The sequence below is a fragment of the Fulvimonas sp. R45 genome (assembly GCF_030504985.1).
In the GTDB taxonomy this organism is placed as follows: domain Bacteria; phylum Pseudomonadota; class Gammaproteobacteria; order Xanthomonadales; family Rhodanobacteraceae; genus Rhodanobacter_A.
This window is the reverse complement of the sequence record NZ_JASERU010000011.1, coordinates 47,340-63,809: the sequence shown is the minus strand read 5'-3', so window position 1 is coordinate 63,809 and position 16,470 is coordinate 47,340. Positions and strand designations below refer to the sequence as shown.

13 protein-coding genes and 1 riboswitch are annotated in these 16,470 nt (G+C 72.4%); all 13 genes read right to left on the bottom strand.

Features of this window, described 5'->3' with window-relative positions; all coding sequences use genetic code 11:
• Nucleotides 1–2 precede the first annotated feature (2 nt).
• The 13 genes from QMK61_RS11400 to QMK61_RS11340 all read right to left on the bottom strand — a co-directional run bounded on the left by QMK61_RS11400 (nt 3) and on the right by QMK61_RS11340 (nt 16,424).
• Nucleotides 3–3,761, bottom strand: coding sequence for a nitrate reductase subunit alpha (locus tag QMK61_RS11400; RefSeq protein WP_302072329.1), 3,759 nt, complete (start codon nt 3,759–3,761; stop codon nt 3–5).
• Nucleotides 3,762–3,771: 10 nt separating this feature from the next.
• Nucleotides 3,772–5,076, bottom strand: coding sequence for a nitrate/nitrite transporter (locus QMK61_RS11395; RefSeq protein WP_302072328.1), 1,305 nt, complete (start codon nt 5,074–5,076; stop codon nt 3,772–3,774).
• A 147-nt stretch (nt 5,077–5,223) separates the two neighbouring features.
• Nucleotides 5,224–6,201 (bottom strand): ABC transporter ATP-binding protein, encoded by a 978-nt coding sequence (locus QMK61_RS11390; protein ID WP_302072327.1) that lies wholly within the window; start codon nt 6,199–6,201, stop codon nt 5,224–5,226.
• Nucleotides 6,201–6,968: an ABC transporter permease subunit gene (locus QMK61_RS11385; RefSeq protein WP_302072326.1), complete on the bottom strand. Its 768-nt coding sequence runs from the start codon at nt 6,966–6,968 to the stop codon at nt 6,201–6,203. Before QMK61_RS11385 ends, QMK61_RS11390 begins: the two co-directional genes overlap by 1 nt.
• A complete protein-coding gene (locus tag QMK61_RS11380; protein WP_302072325.1) occupies nt 6,965–7,876 on the bottom strand; it encodes an extracellular solute-binding protein in 912 nt (303 codons plus the stop codon). Before QMK61_RS11380 ends, QMK61_RS11385 begins: the two co-directional genes overlap by 4 nt.
• On the bottom strand, nt 7,873–8,223 hold the full coding sequence (locus QMK61_RS11375) for a hypothetical protein (protein WP_302072324.1): 351 nt from the start codon (nt 8,221–8,223) through the stop codon (nt 7,873–7,875). Before QMK61_RS11375 ends, QMK61_RS11380 begins: the two co-directional genes overlap by 4 nt.
• The gene (locus QMK61_RS11370) at nt 8,220–8,792 is read right to left on the bottom strand and encodes an NTP transferase domain-containing protein (RefSeq protein ID WP_302072323.1); all 573 of its coding nucleotides are present in this window, start codon (nt 8,790–8,792) and stop codon (nt 8,220–8,222) included. The genes QMK61_RS11375 and QMK61_RS11370 overlap by 4 nt, the downstream gene beginning before the upstream one ends.
• Nucleotides 8,776–9,273: a molybdenum cofactor biosynthesis protein MoaE gene (locus QMK61_RS11365; RefSeq protein WP_302072322.1), complete on the bottom strand. Its 498-nt coding sequence runs from the start codon at nt 9,271–9,273 to the stop codon at nt 8,776–8,778. The genes QMK61_RS11370 and QMK61_RS11365 overlap by 17 nt, the downstream gene beginning before the upstream one ends.
• A 1-nt stretch (nt 9,274) precedes the next feature.
• On the bottom strand, nt 9,275–9,535 hold the full coding sequence (locus QMK61_RS11360) for a MoaD/ThiS family protein (RefSeq protein ID WP_302072321.1): 261 nt from the start codon (nt 9,533–9,535) through the stop codon (nt 9,275–9,277).
• Nucleotides 9,532–10,773: a gephyrin-like molybdotransferase Glp gene (gene glp, locus QMK61_RS11355; RefSeq protein WP_302072377.1), complete on the bottom strand. Its 1,242-nt coding sequence runs from the start codon at nt 10,771–10,773 to the stop codon at nt 9,532–9,534. Before glp ends, QMK61_RS11360 begins: the two co-directional genes overlap by 4 nt.
• An 8-nt stretch (nt 10,774–10,781) precedes the next feature.
• Nucleotides 10,782–11,786 (bottom strand): bifunctional molybdenum cofactor biosynthesis protein MoaC/MoaB, encoded by a 1,005-nt coding sequence (gene moaCB / locus QMK61_RS11350; protein WP_302072320.1) that lies wholly within the window; start codon nt 11,784–11,786, stop codon nt 10,782–10,784.
• 3 nt (nt 11,787–11,789) lie between these two features.
• Nucleotides 11,790–12,770, bottom strand: coding sequence for a GTP 3',8-cyclase MoaA (gene moaA / locus QMK61_RS11345; protein WP_302072319.1), 981 nt, complete (start codon nt 12,768–12,770; stop codon nt 11,790–11,792).
• A riboswitch (molybdenum cofactor riboswitch) is annotated at nt 12,763–12,899 on the bottom strand. Its footprint overlaps the gene before it by 8 nt.
• Before the next feature lie 45 nt (nt 12,900–12,944).
• Complete coding sequence (locus tag QMK61_RS11340) at nt 12,945–16,424, bottom strand: NahK/ErcS family hybrid sensor histidine kinase/response regulator (RefSeq protein ID WP_302072318.1); 3,480 nt, start codon at nt 16,422–16,424, stop codon at nt 12,945–12,947.
• Nucleotides 16,425–16,470 lie beyond the last annotated feature (46 nt).

Here is a 16,470-nt window from a genome sequence, read left to right as displayed (position 1 = left end):
CCTCAGGCCAGCTTCGTGTCGAGTTCGTCTTCGCGCGCCTTGCGCTGCACGCGGTCCATCCAGTCCACCTTGGCCATCTTGCGCACGATCACGAACTCATCGCGGTTGGAGCCCACGGTGCCGTAGTAGTTGAAGCCCCACGACAACTGCGCGTAGCCGCCCACCATGTGGGTGGGCTTGAGCACGGTGCGGGTGACCGAGTTGTGGATGCCGCCGCGCATGCCGGTGATCTCCGAACCCGGAACGTTCACGATCTTCTCCTGCGCGTGGTACATCAGGCACATGCCTTCCTTCACGCGCTGGCTGACCACCGCGCGCGCGGTGAGCGCGCCGTTCACGTTGAACACCTCGATCCAGTCGTTGTCGACGATGCCAGCCCGGCCCGCGTCGGCCTCGGAGATCCACACGATCGGCCCGCCGCGCGACAGCGTGAGCATCAGCAGGTTGTCGGTGTAGGTGCTGTGGATGCCCCACTTCTGGTGCGGGGTGATGAAGTTCAGCATCACCTCGGGATGGCCGTTGCCCTTCCGGCCCAGCAGCGGCGCCACGGTGCGCGTGTCGATCGGCGGCCGGTACAGCGCGAAGCCCTCGCCGAAGTCGCGCAGCCAGGGATGGTCCTGGTAGAACTGCTGGCGCCCGGAAATCGTGCGCCAGGGGATCAGTTCGTTGACGTTGGTCCAGCCGGCGCTGTAGCTGACATGCTCGCTCTCGATGCCCGACCAGGTGGGCGAGGAGATGATCTTGCGCGGCTGCGCCTGGATGTCGCGGAAGCGGATCTTCTCGTCCTCGCGCGGGCGCGCGAGATGGGTGTGGTCGCGGCCGGTGATCTTCGACAGCGCGGCCCAGGCCTTCACCGCCACCTCGCCGTTGGTCTCCGGCGCGAGGTACATGATGGTCTCGGCGGCGTCGATGTCGCTGTCGATGCGCGGCCGGCCCCTGGCCGGGCCGTCGGCCACGGTGGCGTTGAGCGCGGCCAGGCCGGCCACTTCGTGCCCGGTGTCCCAGGCGATGCCCTTGCCGCCGTTGCCCAGCGTGTCCATCAGCGGACCCAGCGCGGTGTAGCGGGCGAAGGTGGCCGGGTAGTCGCGTTCCACCACGGCGATGTTGGAGGCGGTGACGCCGGGCACCAGTTCGCACTCGCCCTTCTTCCAGTCCTGCCCGCCGAACGGCTGCGCCAGCTCGGCCGACGTGTCGTGCAGGATCGGCGTGAGCACCACGTCCTTCTCCACGCCGAGGTGGCCTTCGGCCAGCGCGGAGAACTTCTTCGCCACCGCCTTGAAGATCTCCCAGTCGCTGCGCGACTCGTAGACCGGGTCCACCGCCGCCGACAGTGGGTGGATGAACGGATGCATGTCGGAGGTGTTGAGGTCGTTCTTCTCGTACCAGGAGGCGGTGGGCAGCACCACGTCCGAGTACAGGCAGGAGGTGGACATGCGGAAGTCCAGCGTCACCACCAGGTCGAGCTTGCCCTCGGGCGCGGGTTCGCGCCATACCACTTCCTCGGGCTTGGCGCCGCCCTCCTCGCCGAGGTCCTTGCCCTGCAGGCCGCAGCGGGTGCCGAGGAAGTGGCGCAGGAAATACTCGTGGCCCTTGCCGGAGGAACCGAACAGGTTGGAGCGCCAGATGAACAGGTTGCGCGGGAAGTTGGTGGGGTCGTCCGGGTCCTCGCTGGCCATGCGCAGCTCGCCGGACTTCAGCGCCGCGGCCACGTAGTCCTTCGCGTCCACGCCGGCGGCCGCGGCGTCGCGGGCCACCTGCAGCGGGTTGCGGTTGAGCTGCGGCGCCGACGGCGTCCAGCCCATGCGCTGGGCGCGCACGTTGCAGTCGATCAGGCTGCGGCCGTAGCGGCGGCGGTCGGCCAGCGGCGAGAGCAGTTCGTCCACGTCGAGCTTCTCGTAGCGCCACTGGTCCGAGTGCACGTAGAAGAACGTGGTGCCGGCCATCTGTCGCGGCGGGCGCGTCCAGTCCAGCGCGAAGGCCAGCGCGGTCCAGCCGGTCTGCGGGCGCAGCTTCTCCTGCCCCACGTAGTGCGACCAGCCGCCGCCGGACACGCCCACCGTGCCGCACAGCATCAGGACGTTGATGATGCTGCGGTAGTTCATGTCCTGGTGGTACCAGTGGTTCATGCCCGCGCCGATGATGACCATCGAGCGGCCCCTGGTTTTCTCCGCGTTGTCGGCGAAGCCGCGCGCCACCGCGATGGCGTGCTGCGCCGGCACGCCGGTGATCGCCTCCTGCCAAGCCGGGGTGTAGGGCACGTTGTCGTCGTAACCCCTGGCGCTGGTGCCGCCCAGGCCGCGGTCCAGGCCGTAGTGCGCGCACAGCAGGTCGAAGGTGGTGGCGACCATCACCTCGCCGTCCTTCGTGACCAGTTTGCGCACCGGCACGTGGCGCAGCAGCACGTCACCCTGCTGGTCGTTGCTCGGGTAATGCGGGTTGACCACGCCGCCGAAGTACGGGAAGGCCACGGCACAGACGGCGTCACGGCGGTCGATCTGGGTCAGTTGCAGCTCGATGGCCGCGCCGTCGGCGCCCTTCTGCTCCAGGTTCCACTTGCCGTGGTCGGGGCTGTCCCGGCCCGGCCAGCGGAAGCCGATCGCGCCCTGCGGCACCACCGGCCGGCCGTCCTTGTCGAAGCCCACGGTCTTCCACTCGGCGTGGCCGGGGCTGCCCAGCGCGCCGTCGAAATCGCTGGCGCGCAGGTAGCGGTCGGGGATCCAGCGTTCGCCGTCGCGGCGCAGCGTCACCAGCAGCGGCAGGTCGGTGTAGCGTCGGCCGTAGTCCTGGAAATAGGTGGCCTGGCGATCGAGGAAGAATTCCCGGAGGATCACGTGGCCCATCGCCATGGCCAGCGCGGCGTCGGTGCCCTGCTTGGGGTGCAGCCACAGGTCGGAAAGCTTGGCGACCTCGGCGTAGTCCGGCGTCACCGCCACCACGTGGGTGCCGTTGTAGCGCGCCTCGACGAAGAAGTGCGCGTCGGGCGTGCGCGTCTGCGGCACGTTCGAGCCCCAGGCGATGATGTAGCCGGAGTTGTACCAGTCGGCCGACTCGGGCACGTCGGTCTGCTCGCCCCAGGTCTGCGGGCTGGACGGCGGCAGGTCGCAGTACCAGTCGTAGAACGACAGCAGGGTGCCGCCGATCAGGCTGAGGTAGCGCGCGCCGGAGGCGTAGGACACCATCGACATCGCCGGGATCGGCGAGAAGCCCACCACGCGGTCGGGTCCGTGCGCCTTCACCGTGTGCACGTTGGCGGCGGCGACCAGTTCCAGCGCCTCGTCCCACTTCACCCGCACGAAGCCACCGAGGCCGCGGCTGGCCTTGTAGTCCTGCATGCCCGGCTCGGCCATCAGCGCGGCCCACGCTTCCACCGGCGCCAGCGTTTCGCGCAGCCTGCGCCAGTGCTTCAGCAACCGGCCGCGGATCATCGGGTACTTCAGCCGGTTCGCGCTGTACAGGTACCAGGAGTACGAGGCGCCGCGCGAGCAGCCGCGCGGCTCGTGGTTGGGCATGCCGGGGCGGGTGCGCGGGTAGTCGGTCTGCTGGGTTTCCCAGGTCACCACGCCCTGCTTGACGTGGATCTTCCAGCTGCACGAGCCGGTGCAGTTCACGCCGTGGGTGGAACGCACGATCTTGTCGTGCGACCAGCGGTTGCGGTAGCCATCCTCCCACTGGCGCGCTTCCTCGCGCACCTCGCCCCAGCCGTCGGAGAAGGCTTCGCGCGGACGCGAGAAATAGCGCAGGCGTTCCAGGAACTGGCCCATGGCGGCGACCTCAGGCTTGGGGCTTGGAGGGCGGGACGTGGCGGCCGTGGAAATCCACCTGCCGCACCTCGGTGAAGAAGATCAGCACCAGCGCCACGATGACGACGCCGTACAGCAGCATGAAGGCGCTGGAGCGGATGCCCAGCCAGTCGAGCAGCCCGCCCCAGAGGATCGGCAGCAGGAAGCCGCCCAGGCCGCCGGCCAGGCCCACGATGCCGGTGACCACGCCCAGGTTCTCGGGAAAGTCGTCGCCCAGGTACTTGAAGGTGGACGCCATGCCGAAGGCCAGCGCCACGCCCAGCACGAACAGCAGCGGCACGAACAGCCACAGCCGCAGCCCGATGTCGAAGCTGGCCGGGCCGCGGATGGTGTGCACCACCAGCTGCGTCTGCGGGTAGGACAGCAGGAACAGCATCACCGACGACACCCACAGCACCCACCAGGTGGTGGCGTGCGCGCCGAATTTGTCCGCCAAGGTGCCGCCCAGCGCGCGCAGCGCGCCGGCCGGCAGCGAGAAGCACGCCGCCAGCAGCGCCGCCGTGCCGATCGCCACGCCGTACTCGCCGATGAAGTACTGCGGCATCCACAAGGACAGCGCGGTGAAGCCGCCGAAGGTCAGCGAGTAGTACTGGCAGTACTTCCACACCCGCGGATCGCGCAGCACGCGCAGCTGCGCGCCCATGCCCGATGCCTTGCCACCCTGGCCCACGCCCGGGTCCGGCGCCGCCAGCAGCCAGAACAGCACCGCGGTGAGCAGCAGCGCCACCGCGTAGATGCGCGGCACCATGCGCCAGCCGTAGTGGTCCACCAGCAGCGGCGTCACGAACAGGTTCAGCGCCGCGCCGCTGGTGCCCGCGCCGAACACGCCCATCGCGAAACCGCGCCGCGAGGCGGGAAAGAAGCGCGCCACGTAGGGCGTGCCCACCGCGAACGAGGCGCCCACCGCGCCCAGGATCAGCCCCACCAGCAGCAGCTGCCACAGCTGCCCGGCGTAGCCCACCAGCCACACCGGCACGGCGCAGGCCAGCAGCAGCACCGTCATCACGATGCGGCCGCCAAAGCGGTCGGTCCAGATGCCCAGCGGCAGGCGCAGCACCGCGCCGGACAGCACCGGCGTGGCGGTGAGCAGGCCGAACCCGGTGGCGTTGAGGCCCAGCTCCTGGCGGATCGGGATGCCGATCACGCCGAACATCATCCACACCGCGAAGCACACCACGAACGCGAACGTACTGGCGAACAACACCCGGTAGGCGACACCCATCGCGCTGGCCTCCCTCGGCTGGCTGTGTCCATGGCCGGCACGGCTGGCGGTCACGCTACCCCCGCGCGGCGCGGTTGTCCTTGTCCGGAGTCAAATGCGCCGCGTGCGCTCCCTGGCCGCGTCCTCCGAACGCCGCGGTAACTTCGCCCAGACAGCGTAAAGTCGAAGTGATGGCGATTTGACGTCGCTGAACGCCGGCGCTCAGACCGGCCAGCAGCGGATCGACGACGTCGGCAGCCGCACCCGGCCGTGCATCGCGCCCTCCGGCGGCAAGGCCGCCCACAGCCGCGCCTGCCCGCAGCGCAGGCCGGCGCCATGGCCGTGCGCGCCCACCTGGCGCAGTTCCACGCTGGCCGCGACGGCATCGGCGGTCGCCGTGGCCGCATCGTGCCATTCCACCGCCTCCGGCGCGATGTGCCAGTCCACCTCGGTGCCATCGACCAGCGCCGTGTCCACCGGCAGCGATGCCCCCGCTTCCGGCCACAGCAACCGCTGCGTGCCCGGCGCCCCGACGATGCGCCCGCGCTGCACGTTGCGCAGGCCGAGCAGGCGCGCGACCGCGCCACTGGCCGGCCGGGCATGCACCTCGGCCGGCGCACCCACCTGCACGATGCGGCGGTCGTGCATCAGCACCAGCCGGTCGGCCACCGCGGCCAGCGCGGGGTCGTGGCTCACCGCCAGCGCGGGGATGCCCGCCGCGTGCACCTCGGCGATCAGTTCGGCCAGCACGTCGTCGCGGGTGGCGGGGTCCAGCGCCGAGGTGGGTTCGTCCAGCAGCAGCAGTTGCGGCTTGCGCGCCAGCGCGCGCGCCAGCGCCACGCGCTGCTGCTGGCCGCCGGACAGCTGGGCGGGACGCCGCTCGGCCAGCGTGGCCAGGCCCACCCGCTCCAGCCACGCCACGGCCTCGTCGCGGCGGCGCGGACCGCGCAGCGCGAAGGCCACGTTCTGCCACGCGTTCAAATGCGGGAACAGCGCATGCCCCTGCGGCAGGTAGCCCACCGCGCGGCGTTGCGGCGGCAGGCCGTCGAAGGGCTCGCCGCGCGCCGGCAGCAGGCCCGCGATGGCGCGCAACAGCAGGGTCTTGCCCTCCCCGCTCGTGCCCAGCAGCACCGTGAAGCCCCCCACCTCGAACGAGGCGGACAGCATCACCGGGCGTTCGATGCGGTAGTCGACGCGCATCAGGCCAGCCGCCTGCGCACGGCCAGGCCCAGCGCCAGCGGCAGCGGCAAGGCGACCAGGAAGAACACCCACAGCAGCGGATACACCGCCGGCAGGCCGAGGTCCTGCAGGTTCGTCCACAGCTTCACCGGGATGCCCTGCGGGTAGTAGGCCACGATCAGCACCACGCCGAACTCGCCCAGCGCGCGCACCCAGGCCAGCGCCACCGCCGCGGCCAGGCCCAGCCGCGCCAGCGGCAGGCTGACGCGGAAGAAACAGCGCGCGGGCGAATGGCCCAGCGTCAGCGCGATCTGCTCCAGCTCGCGCGGCACCCCCTCGAAGGCGGCGCGCGCGGCCAGCACGTAGTACGGCAGCGCGGCGTAGAACTGCGCCATCACGAAGGCCGGCGCGGAGTTGGTCAGCAGCAGGCCCGCCCGTTCCAGCAGCTGTCCGGCCGGGCCGTAGGGGCCGTACACCGTGGCCAGCAGCAGGCCCATCGCCAGCGGCGGCGTGAGCAGGGCCAGCAGCAGCAGCGCGTCGACCAGCCACTGCCCGCGCACGCGATGGCGCGCCAGCCACCACGCCAAGGGCGTGCCCAGCGCCACGATCAGCCCCAGCGCGAGCAGGCTCAGGCCCAGCGACACCGCCACCGCGCCGCCGTCGCCTTGCGCGAAACCGAAATGGCGCCAGTCGGTGGCGAGCGCCAGGCCCACGAACGGCGCCGCCAGCAGCAACAACGCCAGCGCCGCGGCAAGCGTCGTCAGGCGTGGCCGCAGGGCATCGCTCACAGCGCCTTCCCGTGCGGCGGGTCGTAGCCGCGCTCGCGCAGCATCGCCTGTCCCTGCGGGCCCTGCATGAACTGCACGAAGGCGCGGCCCAGCGCTGGCTGCTTCGCATCGACCGGCACCGCGGCGTAGAACACCAGCGGCTGCGCCTCGACCTTCCTGCCGTTGGCCAGGGTGAAGCCGGCCTCGGCGTACCACGACGCCTGCAGCGCCGGTTGCGCCAGGTCGATCTCGGCGGGCAGGTCGACGATGGGCAGGTGGTGCGAGTAGGCGGCGCTGGCGTAGCCAATCGTGGCGTCGAGCTGGCCCGCCTCCAGCCGCGACATCAGCGAGGTTTCGGCGAAGATCTGCCGCGGATTCTGGAAATCGCCGGCCACCTGTTGCAGAAGGTCGGGCTGGTGGTAGTAGCGCGCCGCCAGCCGCAGGGCGAGCAGCGCGTTGGCGCCCTGCGGGTCCACCGCGGGATCGGTGCGGCCGAAGCGCAGGCCGGGCTCGCGCAGCACCTCGTACCAGCGCTTGCGGCCCTGCGCCGCGGCGGCGAAGTCGGCGGCGTAGCGGCTCTTCGGGCTGTAGACCACCACCATGCGCGTGCTGGCCACCGGCACCGCATGCTCCACCAGGCCGGCCTGTTGCAGCAGCTTGACCGGGCCGGGCGTGATCGCCACGAACACGTCGGCCTGCAACTGCCGGCCGGCCAGCAGGCGCGCCAGCGCATACGAGCCCTGGCCGATGCCCTGGTAGCTCGCGTGCTGCGCACTGGCCACCGCGGGGCCGAGGTCGTGGTCCATCACCACGCCCATCGAGCCGGCGTAGGCCACGCGCAGCACCGGGGCATCGCCGGCCAGCGCGGCCAGGCCGAACAGCAGGAGCCACGGCGCCAGCCAGCGCGCGAACCTCGCGGGACGCTTCACGCCTTGCCTGCCTGATCTGCGCGGCGCTGGCGCACGCTGTCGCGCACGTCCACGTCGAACAGCACTTCAAGCGTATCGCCGCCCGGCACCGCCAGCCCGAACGACAGGCCGTCGCGACTGGGCAGGCGCGCGGCGAGTCCGCGCACCGCCGCGTCCGCCAGTTCGATGCGCCAGCCGTCGTCGCCGCGCCGCCAGCCGTGCCGTGCGGCCAGCGCCAGCTGCTGGCGTTCGTCGCGGCCGTCGGGCCAGCGGGTGGCGTTTTCCACCGTGCCGCCCGCCAGCAGCGTCGCCAGTTCCGCCTCGTCGATGCGCAGGCGCAGCGACTGTCCCTGCTGTTGCACTCTCATCGGTTCACCTCGTGCCAGCTTGCCTCGGTGTTGCAGTCGGCCAGTTGCGCGGCCTCGTCCAGGGTCAGCGCGATCTCCGCGCAATCCAGCGCCTGCTGCAGCGCGCGCAGCGAACGTTGGCGCGGCTCGCGCCCGCGCAGCAGCGCCGCGAGCAGCGCGCGGCTTGCCGGATCGAGGCGTAGCCGCATCGGCAGTACGTGGCCGGCGCAGCGCAGGCCGCATGCCGCCGGCTGCTCCATGCGCAGCCGGCGCAGCAGCGCGGCGCCGAGCAGCGGCATGTCCACCGGGATCACCAGCAGCTCGGCTTCGCCCGCCGTCGCCTCGGCGACGGCGGCAAGGCCGGCCAGCGGCCCAAGCCCCGGCTGCGCATCGGCGACGCCCTGATAAGCGGGGCGGTCGCCGCTCACCCGCACGTCGTCCACGCCCGATGCGCGCAGCGCGTCGAGCCGGCGTTCGAGCAGCGGGCGACCCTGCCAATCCAGCAGCGCCTTGTCGCGCCCCATGCGGGTGGAGCGGCCGCCGGCCAGCACCACGCCGACGCATGGCAGGCGCTCAGTGGCCGTGGGCATGGCCGGCATGGTCAAGGCGCTCGGCTTCGCGCTGTTCCTCGCACAGCGAGCAGCCCTCGCTCCAGGCACTGTCGCCGTCCACGTAGTGTTCCTGCTTCCAGATCGGCGCCTCGTGCTTCACCGCCTCGATGGCCAAGCGGCAAGCGCGGAAGGCCTCGTCGCGATGCGGCGTGCCGGCGGCCACCACCACGGCGAGATCGCCGATGGCCAGGTCGCCCTTCGCATGCGCGATCCACAGCTTCAGCGGCGCGCCCACCTCGGCCCGCGCGCGTTCGCCGATGGCACGGAACAGGCGCAGCGCCAGCGGCTCGAACAGGTCGTAGCTGATGCCGGTGACGACGCGACCCACGTTGTGGTCGCGCACCCGGCCGATGAACGTGGCGATGCCGCCGAAGCGCGGGTCGCCCACGAAATCCAACGCCGCGGCCACGTCCAGCGCGGCCACGCGGCGTTCCACCACGGCGACGTGCAGCTCGTCCATCTCAGCCTCCGCTCACCGGCGGCAGCACGGCCAGTTCCACGCCCTCGGGCACGGCGCGGTGGTTGTGCAGGATTTCCTCGGCGCTGGCGAAGGCGCAGCGGCGCACCAGTCCCGCCGGGATCGCCGGCGCGTGCCCGGCGAGGTGCGCCGCGAGCCGTTCGCGCAACTCGGCGATGCTGCTGCCGGCGGGCACCTCCAGTTCCACGCGGCCGCTGGCGTCGGCCTCGCGCAGGGCGCCGTACAGGGCGATGCGGATCTTCATGCGTGGCTCCCGTCGATGGCCGGGCTTTCCAGGTGGCCGAGGCCGCACACCTCCACCAGCGTGCCGGCGGCCAGTCCGGTCGCCTCCACCGGCACCACCACCCACGCGTTGGCTTCGGCCAGCGGACGGATGCGGTAGGACTCCTGCCCCGGCAACACGCGTGCCGCCAGGCGCCCCTGCGCGTCCAGCGTGACGCGCGCCTTGAGGTGGAAGCGCAGGCGCGGCTTCTTGGCGTAATCGGCGGCCAGCGGCACGCGCCACGGCGCTTCGCGCGGCAGGCCCAGCATCGCGCGCAGCGCCGGCTCCACGAAGAAGCGCAGCCCCACCGCCACCGCGATGGGGTTGCCGGGCAGGCCGAAGAACAGCGTGCCGTCGGGCAGCCGCGCGAACAGCAGCGGCTTGCCGGGGCGGATCGCGACCTTGTGGAAGACCGCCTCCGCGCCCAGCCGCTCCAGCGCCTGCGGCACGAAGTCGTAGCGGCCCATCGACACCGCGCCGGTGGACACCACCACGCGCGCGCCGGCGGCGCGGGCGCGCGCGAAGGCGGCGAGAAAGGCGTCCACCTCGTCGCCCACCGTCTCGATGTGGACGAGTTCGGCGCCGGCACGCGGCAGGCGCTCGGCAAGAAAGGGACCGTTGGAGTTGCGGATCTGTCCGGAAGCCAGCGGCGCCGCAGGGTCGTCCACCAGTTCGCGGCCGGTGCTCAGCACCGCCGCGCGCGGGCGTTCAATCACCGCCACGCGGGCCACGCCCAGTGCAGCGAGCAGCATCAGGTGTTGCGGCTCCAGCCGCGTCCCCGCGGCAAGCACGGCTTCGCCCGCCGGCACGTCGGAACCGGCGGTGCGCACGTTTTCTCCCGCCGCCACGTCGGCCAGCAGGCGCACGCGCGGCGGTGCGTCCAGCCGCTCGACCTGTTCCACCGGGATCACCCGGTCCAGGCCGTCGGGCAGGCGCGCGCCGGTCATGATTTCCCACGCGCCGCGGCGCGCCCGCGTGGCGCCGTCGCCCGCGGCCTGCTGGCCCTCGATGGGCCATTCACTGCCCGCGGCCAGTGCTTCCGCGCCACCGCCCAGCGCGTAGCCGTCCATCGCCGAATTGTCGAACGGCGGCAGCGCGCCGGGCGCCACGACCGGCGCGGCGAGCACGCGGCCCATCGCCTCGGCCACGGGAACCTCGTGTGCTGGCAGTGGCGCGCAGGCGGCGAGGATCAGCCGCAAGGCCTCGGCCGGATCGAGCAAGGCGTGGCTCATGCGTGGTCCTCGCCCGCGGCCATCGCCAGCGCATGCGCGAGCACGGGCGCGAGGATGTCCATGCCCTGCGCCACCGCCTTCGCGCTGCCCGGCAAGGCGATCACCAGCGTCTCGCCCAGCAGCACCGCCTCGGCGCGGCTCAGCCAGGCCAGCGGCGTGTGCTGGCTGCTTTCACTGCGAAACATTTCCGCGATGCCGGGCACGTGGCGGTCGGCGACCTGTGCCAGCGCCTCGGGCGTCACGTCGCGCGGCCCCAGCCCGGTGCCGCCGGTGCACAGCACCAGCCGGATACCCGCCGCCGCCAGTTCGCGCAGGCGCGCGGCCAGCGGCGCGGCCTCGTCGGCGCGCACTTCGGCCGGGCCCACGTCGGCGCCCAGCGCGCGCAGGCGTTCGACCAGCAGCGGGCCGGAGACGTCCTCGTAGTCGCCGCGATGGGCGCGGTCGCTCAGGGTGACCACGGCGGCCTCCACGCCTTCCAGCCGCGGCGTGGCGCGCGGGCGGTAGTGTTCGTGTTCGGCCTCGCTCATGCCGTCGGGGTGCAGCCACAACCCCTTCTTGCCGCCCTCCTTGAACAGCAGCCGCACGCCGCCGATGGCCAGCGCGGGCTGCACCGGCTTGGTCAGGTCGTAGAGCGTGAGCAGGGCCGCGTTGACGCCGGCCAGCGCCTCCATCTCCACGCCGGTGCGGGCACAGGTGGCCACTTCGCAGTACACGCGGATGGCCTGGCGCTCGGCCACCGGCTCGCAGCGCAGTTCCAGGTAGTCCAGCGGCAGCGGGTGGCACAGCGGCATCAGCTGCGAGGCGTTCTTCGCGCCCTGCAGGCCGGCGATCTCGGCCATCGCGATGGCGTCGCCCTTGGGCAGCCGCTTCGTCACGATGGCGTCGAAAGCGCTGCCGGCATGCAGCTCGCCCACCGCCACCGCGCGGCGCGCGGTGGCGCGCTTGCGGCGCACGTCGGCCATGTGGAACGTACCGCTGGCGCGATCCTCGCGCTGGTGCATGGATCAACCTCCGGTGGATGCGAGATGGGGCGTGATGCCGGTGCGGCCTTCGTGCAGGAAATGCCCCTGTTCCTTGCGGCCGATCTGGCCGCCGATGGCGCGCACCAGCTCGTCGAGCTGGTCGTCGCGCTGCAGGTGGGCGCGCAGCGGTATGCCGAATTCGCCGAACAGGCACAGCCGCAGGTCGCCGGTGGCGGTGACGCGCAGGCGGTTGCAGCCGGCGCAGAAGTCCTTCGAGTACGGCGCGATGATGCCGATGCGCCCGGCGTAATCGGGATGGCGGTACTCGCGCGCGGGACCGGCGTCGGCGGCGCGCGGCAGCGGCTGCCAGCCGGCCTCCTGCAGCTCCGCTTCCAGCGTTTCGGCGCGCACGTGGTGGTCGCGGAAGAACGCGAGGTTGTCGCCGGTCTGCATCAGCTCGATGAAGCGCAGGCCCACCGCGTGGTCGCGCAGGTAGTCCAGCCAGCGCGGCAGCTCGCGGTCGTTGACGCCGCGCAGCAGCACCGCGTTGAGCTTGGTGGGCAGGCTGGCGGCCAGCGCCATGTCCACGCCGTGCAGGATGTCGTCCAGGCGGTCGTGGCCGGTGATGCGCGCGAAGGCGGCGCGGTCGAGGCTGTCCACGCTGACGTTGATGGCGTTGAGTCCCGCCTCCATCCACTCGCCCAGCCGGCGCGACAGCAGGGTGCCGTTGGTGGTCATCGCGAGTTTCGTCACGTCCGGCACCGCGGCGGCGGTGCGCAGCACGTCGGCGAGGTCGCGGCGCACGCTGGGTTCGCCGCCGGTGATGCGCAGCTTGTGCATGCCCAGCACGGCGAAACCGCGCAGCAGGCGCGCGATCTCCTCCAGCGACAACGGGCCGGCGCTGCCGGGCTCGGCCTGGTAGCCGTGCGGCAGGCAGTACGTGCAACGGAAGTTGCACGCGGGAACGATCGACAGCCGCAGGTACGGAAAGCGGCGACCGTGGCGATCGGCCAGCGGGTTCACGGTCCGTGCTCCTTTCCAGGGTCGGGAGGCGGACGCGTTTCCCCGTCCGCCCGGTGGCTCGCAGGCCACGGACGCCAAGCCATGTTCCGGCGGGAACGAAGGCCGGGCGCCTCGGAGTTGCACCACATCGCGGACACTATCCGGCGATCGGGCCACGCTGTCCAGCGCGGCGGGTCAATGTGCCGCGTCGCCCGCCTGCCGCCGCCGCAGCGCGGTGAGCAGCGCGCGCAGCGCGGCCGGCCGTACCGGCTTGTGCAGCACCGGGTAGTCCAGAGCGCGTGCGCGCTGCTTCAGCTCGCTGCTGCCGTCGGCAGTGATCAGCGCGGCCGGCGGCGGCGGCTCGACCGCGCCGCGCAGCCGCTCCAGCGCCTGCAGGCCGTCCACGCCCTCGCCCAGGTGGTAGTCGGCCAGGATCAGGTCGATCGGCCCGCACCGCAACTCGGCCTCGGCCTCGGCCAGGTCGCGCGCGGTGCGGCAGTCCACGCCCCAGCGGCCGAGCAGGGCGCGCATGCCGTCGAGGATGGCCGCGTCGTCGTCCAGGCACAATACGGTGAGCGGCAGGTTCTCCGGCGCCGGCGCGCCGCGCGCGTTGTGCGCGTGACGAGGCGCGGCCGTGCCGAGCGGCACGCCCACCGAGAAGCAGCTGCCCCGCCCCTCGCGCGAGGCCAGGCCCAACCGGTGGCCGAGGATCGCGGCGATGCGCTCGCAGATCGACAGCCCCAGGCCCAGGCCCTTCTCGCCCCACGGCGAGGGCCGGTCCAGCCGCTGGAACTCGCCGAACACGCGCGCGCGCTGCGCTGGCGCGATGCCGGGGCCGGTGTCCCACACCTCGATACGCACCTCGTCGCCGTGGCGCCGCGCGCCCAGCAGCACACCGCCGTGCCGGGTGTAGCGCAGCGCGTTGGAAATGAAGTTCTGCAGGATGCGCCGCAGCAGCTGCGGGTCGCTGCGCACCGCCAGCCGGGTCGGCACCACCCGCAGGCGCAGGCCGCGCTGCTCGGCCAGCCCGGCGAACTGCGCGTGGAGCGACCCGAACAGGTCGGCCAGCGCGAACTGGCCGACGTCGGCCCGGTAGCTGCCGGTGTCCAGGCGCGAGATGTCGAGCAGCGCGTCGAGCAGGTCCTCGGCGGCGCGGAAGGAGGCGTCGATGCGCTCGGCCAGCTGGCCGGCCTCGTCGTCCAGCCCCGGCTGCTGGCGCAGCGCCGAGGTGAACAGCCGCGCCGCGTTCAGCGGCTGCAGCAGGTCGTGGCTGGCGGCGGCGAGGAAGCGCGTCTTCGACACGTTGGCCGCCTCGGCCACGCGACGAGCCTGCGCGGTGGCGGCCAGCGCCTCGCTGAGCTCGGCGGTGCGCTGCTCCACGCGCTGTTCCAGCGTCTCGTTGGCCTCGATCAGGGCGCGCTCGGCGTGCTTGTACGCGGTGACGTCGGAATAGGTGGTGACATAGCCGCCACCGGGCAGCGCGCGGCCGCGCATCTCGATGGTGCTGCCGTCCGGCCGCACGCGCTGGAACAGGTGCGGCGTGCCCGCGCGCAGGTGGGCGATGCGCTTGGCCACGTGGCCGTCCACCTCGCCCGGGCCGCACTCGCCGTGCTCGGCGTTCCAACGGATCAGGTCGGCCACCGGCACGCCCACGTAGACCATGCCGTCGGGGTAGCCGAACAGTTCCAGGTAGCGCCGGTTCCATGCCACCAGCCGCATCTGACCGTCCACCACGCTGATGCCCTGCGACACGTTCTCCAGCGTGATGGAGAGCAGCTCGCGGTTGAAGCGCAGTTCCTGCGAGGCCTCGTCCATCAGCGCCATCGCCTCGGCGATGTCCAGCCCCGAGCCCGACAGCACGCCCATCAGGATGCGCCGCGCGCTGGCCGCGCCCACCGCGCCGGCGAGCAGGCGCTCGGTGGCCTGGATCAGCGCTCGCTCGGCCGATTCGCCCGGCTGCAGCGGCTTGCCGCGGCGGCGCGCGTAGTCCTCGAACGCGCGCTGCGTGCCACGCGTGCCGATGATGCGCTCGGCGATGGTGCGCAGGTCGGCCACCGTCACGCGGCCGCGCCAGTCACCGGCGCCGCCGCGGCTGGCGACGTGCGGATCGATGAACATCGCCGCGTGCAGGCGTTCCTCCAGGCTGGGCCGCCAGCGCAGCGACACGAGCACCAGGCAGGCCACGTTGACCAGCAGCGACCAGAACGCGCTGTGCAGCACCGGGTCCCAGCCGTGCGTGCCGAGCAGCGCCTGCGGGCGCAGCCAGGCGATGCCGAGCGGGCCGTGCTGCAGCCAGGGCGCGTGGTCCATCGCCGGCAGCAGCAAGGTATAGATCCATACCGCGAAGCCGGCCAGCAGCCCCGCCATCACGCCGCGCCGGCTGGCACCGCGCCAGTACAGCGCCGCCACCAGCGCCGGCGCGAACTGCGCCACGGCCGCCAGCGAGAGCAGGCCGGTGGCGGCCAGGTTCTCCACGTCGGCGGCCAGCCGGTAGTAGGCGTAGGCCATCAACGCCAGCGCCACGATCGCGCAGCGGCGCACGCGCAGCAGCAGCCGCGACAGGTCGCTGCGCTGCTCCAGCCGCAGCCGGCGGATGCGCAGCAGCAGCGGCATCGCCAGGTCGTTGCTGACCATGGTGGACAGCGCCACCGCCGCCACGATCACCATGCCCGTGCCGGCCGAGAAACCGCCCACGTAGGCCAGCAGCGCCATGCCGCCGTTGCCGTGCGCCAGCGGCAGGTTCAGCACCCAGGCGTCGCCGGCGCCGTCGCGCACCGCCGGCAGCAGCGCGCCGGCCGCCACGATCGGCAGCACCGCCACGCTGACGATCAGCATGTACAGCGGGATCAGCCAGCGCGCGCAGTCCAGGTCGTCGGCGTCCTCGCACTCCACCACGCCGATCTGGAACTGCCGCGGCAGGCAGAACACCGCGCAGAACCCCAGCAGCGTCTGTGCGATGAAGGCCGGCCGCAGCACCTCGCCGGCATGCGCGGCCGGCAGCTGCAGCACCTGTCCCAGCGCCGGCTCGTGCCGGAACGCGTACAGCGCCAGCGCGGCGAAGGCGACCAGCTTGATCAGTGACTCCAGCGCGATCGCCAGCATCAGGCCGTGGTGGTGCTCGCTGGCATCGATGCTGCGCGTGCCGAACAGGATCGCGAACAGCGCCAGCAGCAGCGCGCACCACAGCGCGGTATCGCCGCCCAGGCCGGTCGCCGGCGCCGCGGCGGCCAGCCCGCGCAGCACGCCGTAGGACATCGCCACCGCCTTCAGCTGCAACGCCAGGTACGGCACCACCGCCACCACCGCGATCGCCGCCACCACCGCGGCCAGTCCGTGCGACTTGCCGAAGCGCGCGCCGATGAAGTCCGCGATGGACGTGATGTTGCGCCGCATGGCCACCCGCACCAGCCGCCGCATCAGCCCGAAGCCGAGCAGGAACAGCAGCGCCGGGCCCAGGTAGATCGGCAGGTAGGCCAGTCCCGAGCGCGCCGCCGTGCCCACCGCCCCGTAGAAGGTCCACGACGAGCAGTAGGTGGCCAGCGCCAGCGCGTAGACGAAGGGGCGCAACCGCGGCTGGCGCGGGTACAGCGGCCGCCGGTCGCCCAGCCAGGCCACCGCGAACAGCAGTCCCACGTACAGCAGCGAGACCAGCAGCAGCACCCAGCCGTCGATCAAGCGCGATGACTCCCGTGCCAGGCGTCCGTCCCCGCCGCTTGTGCGC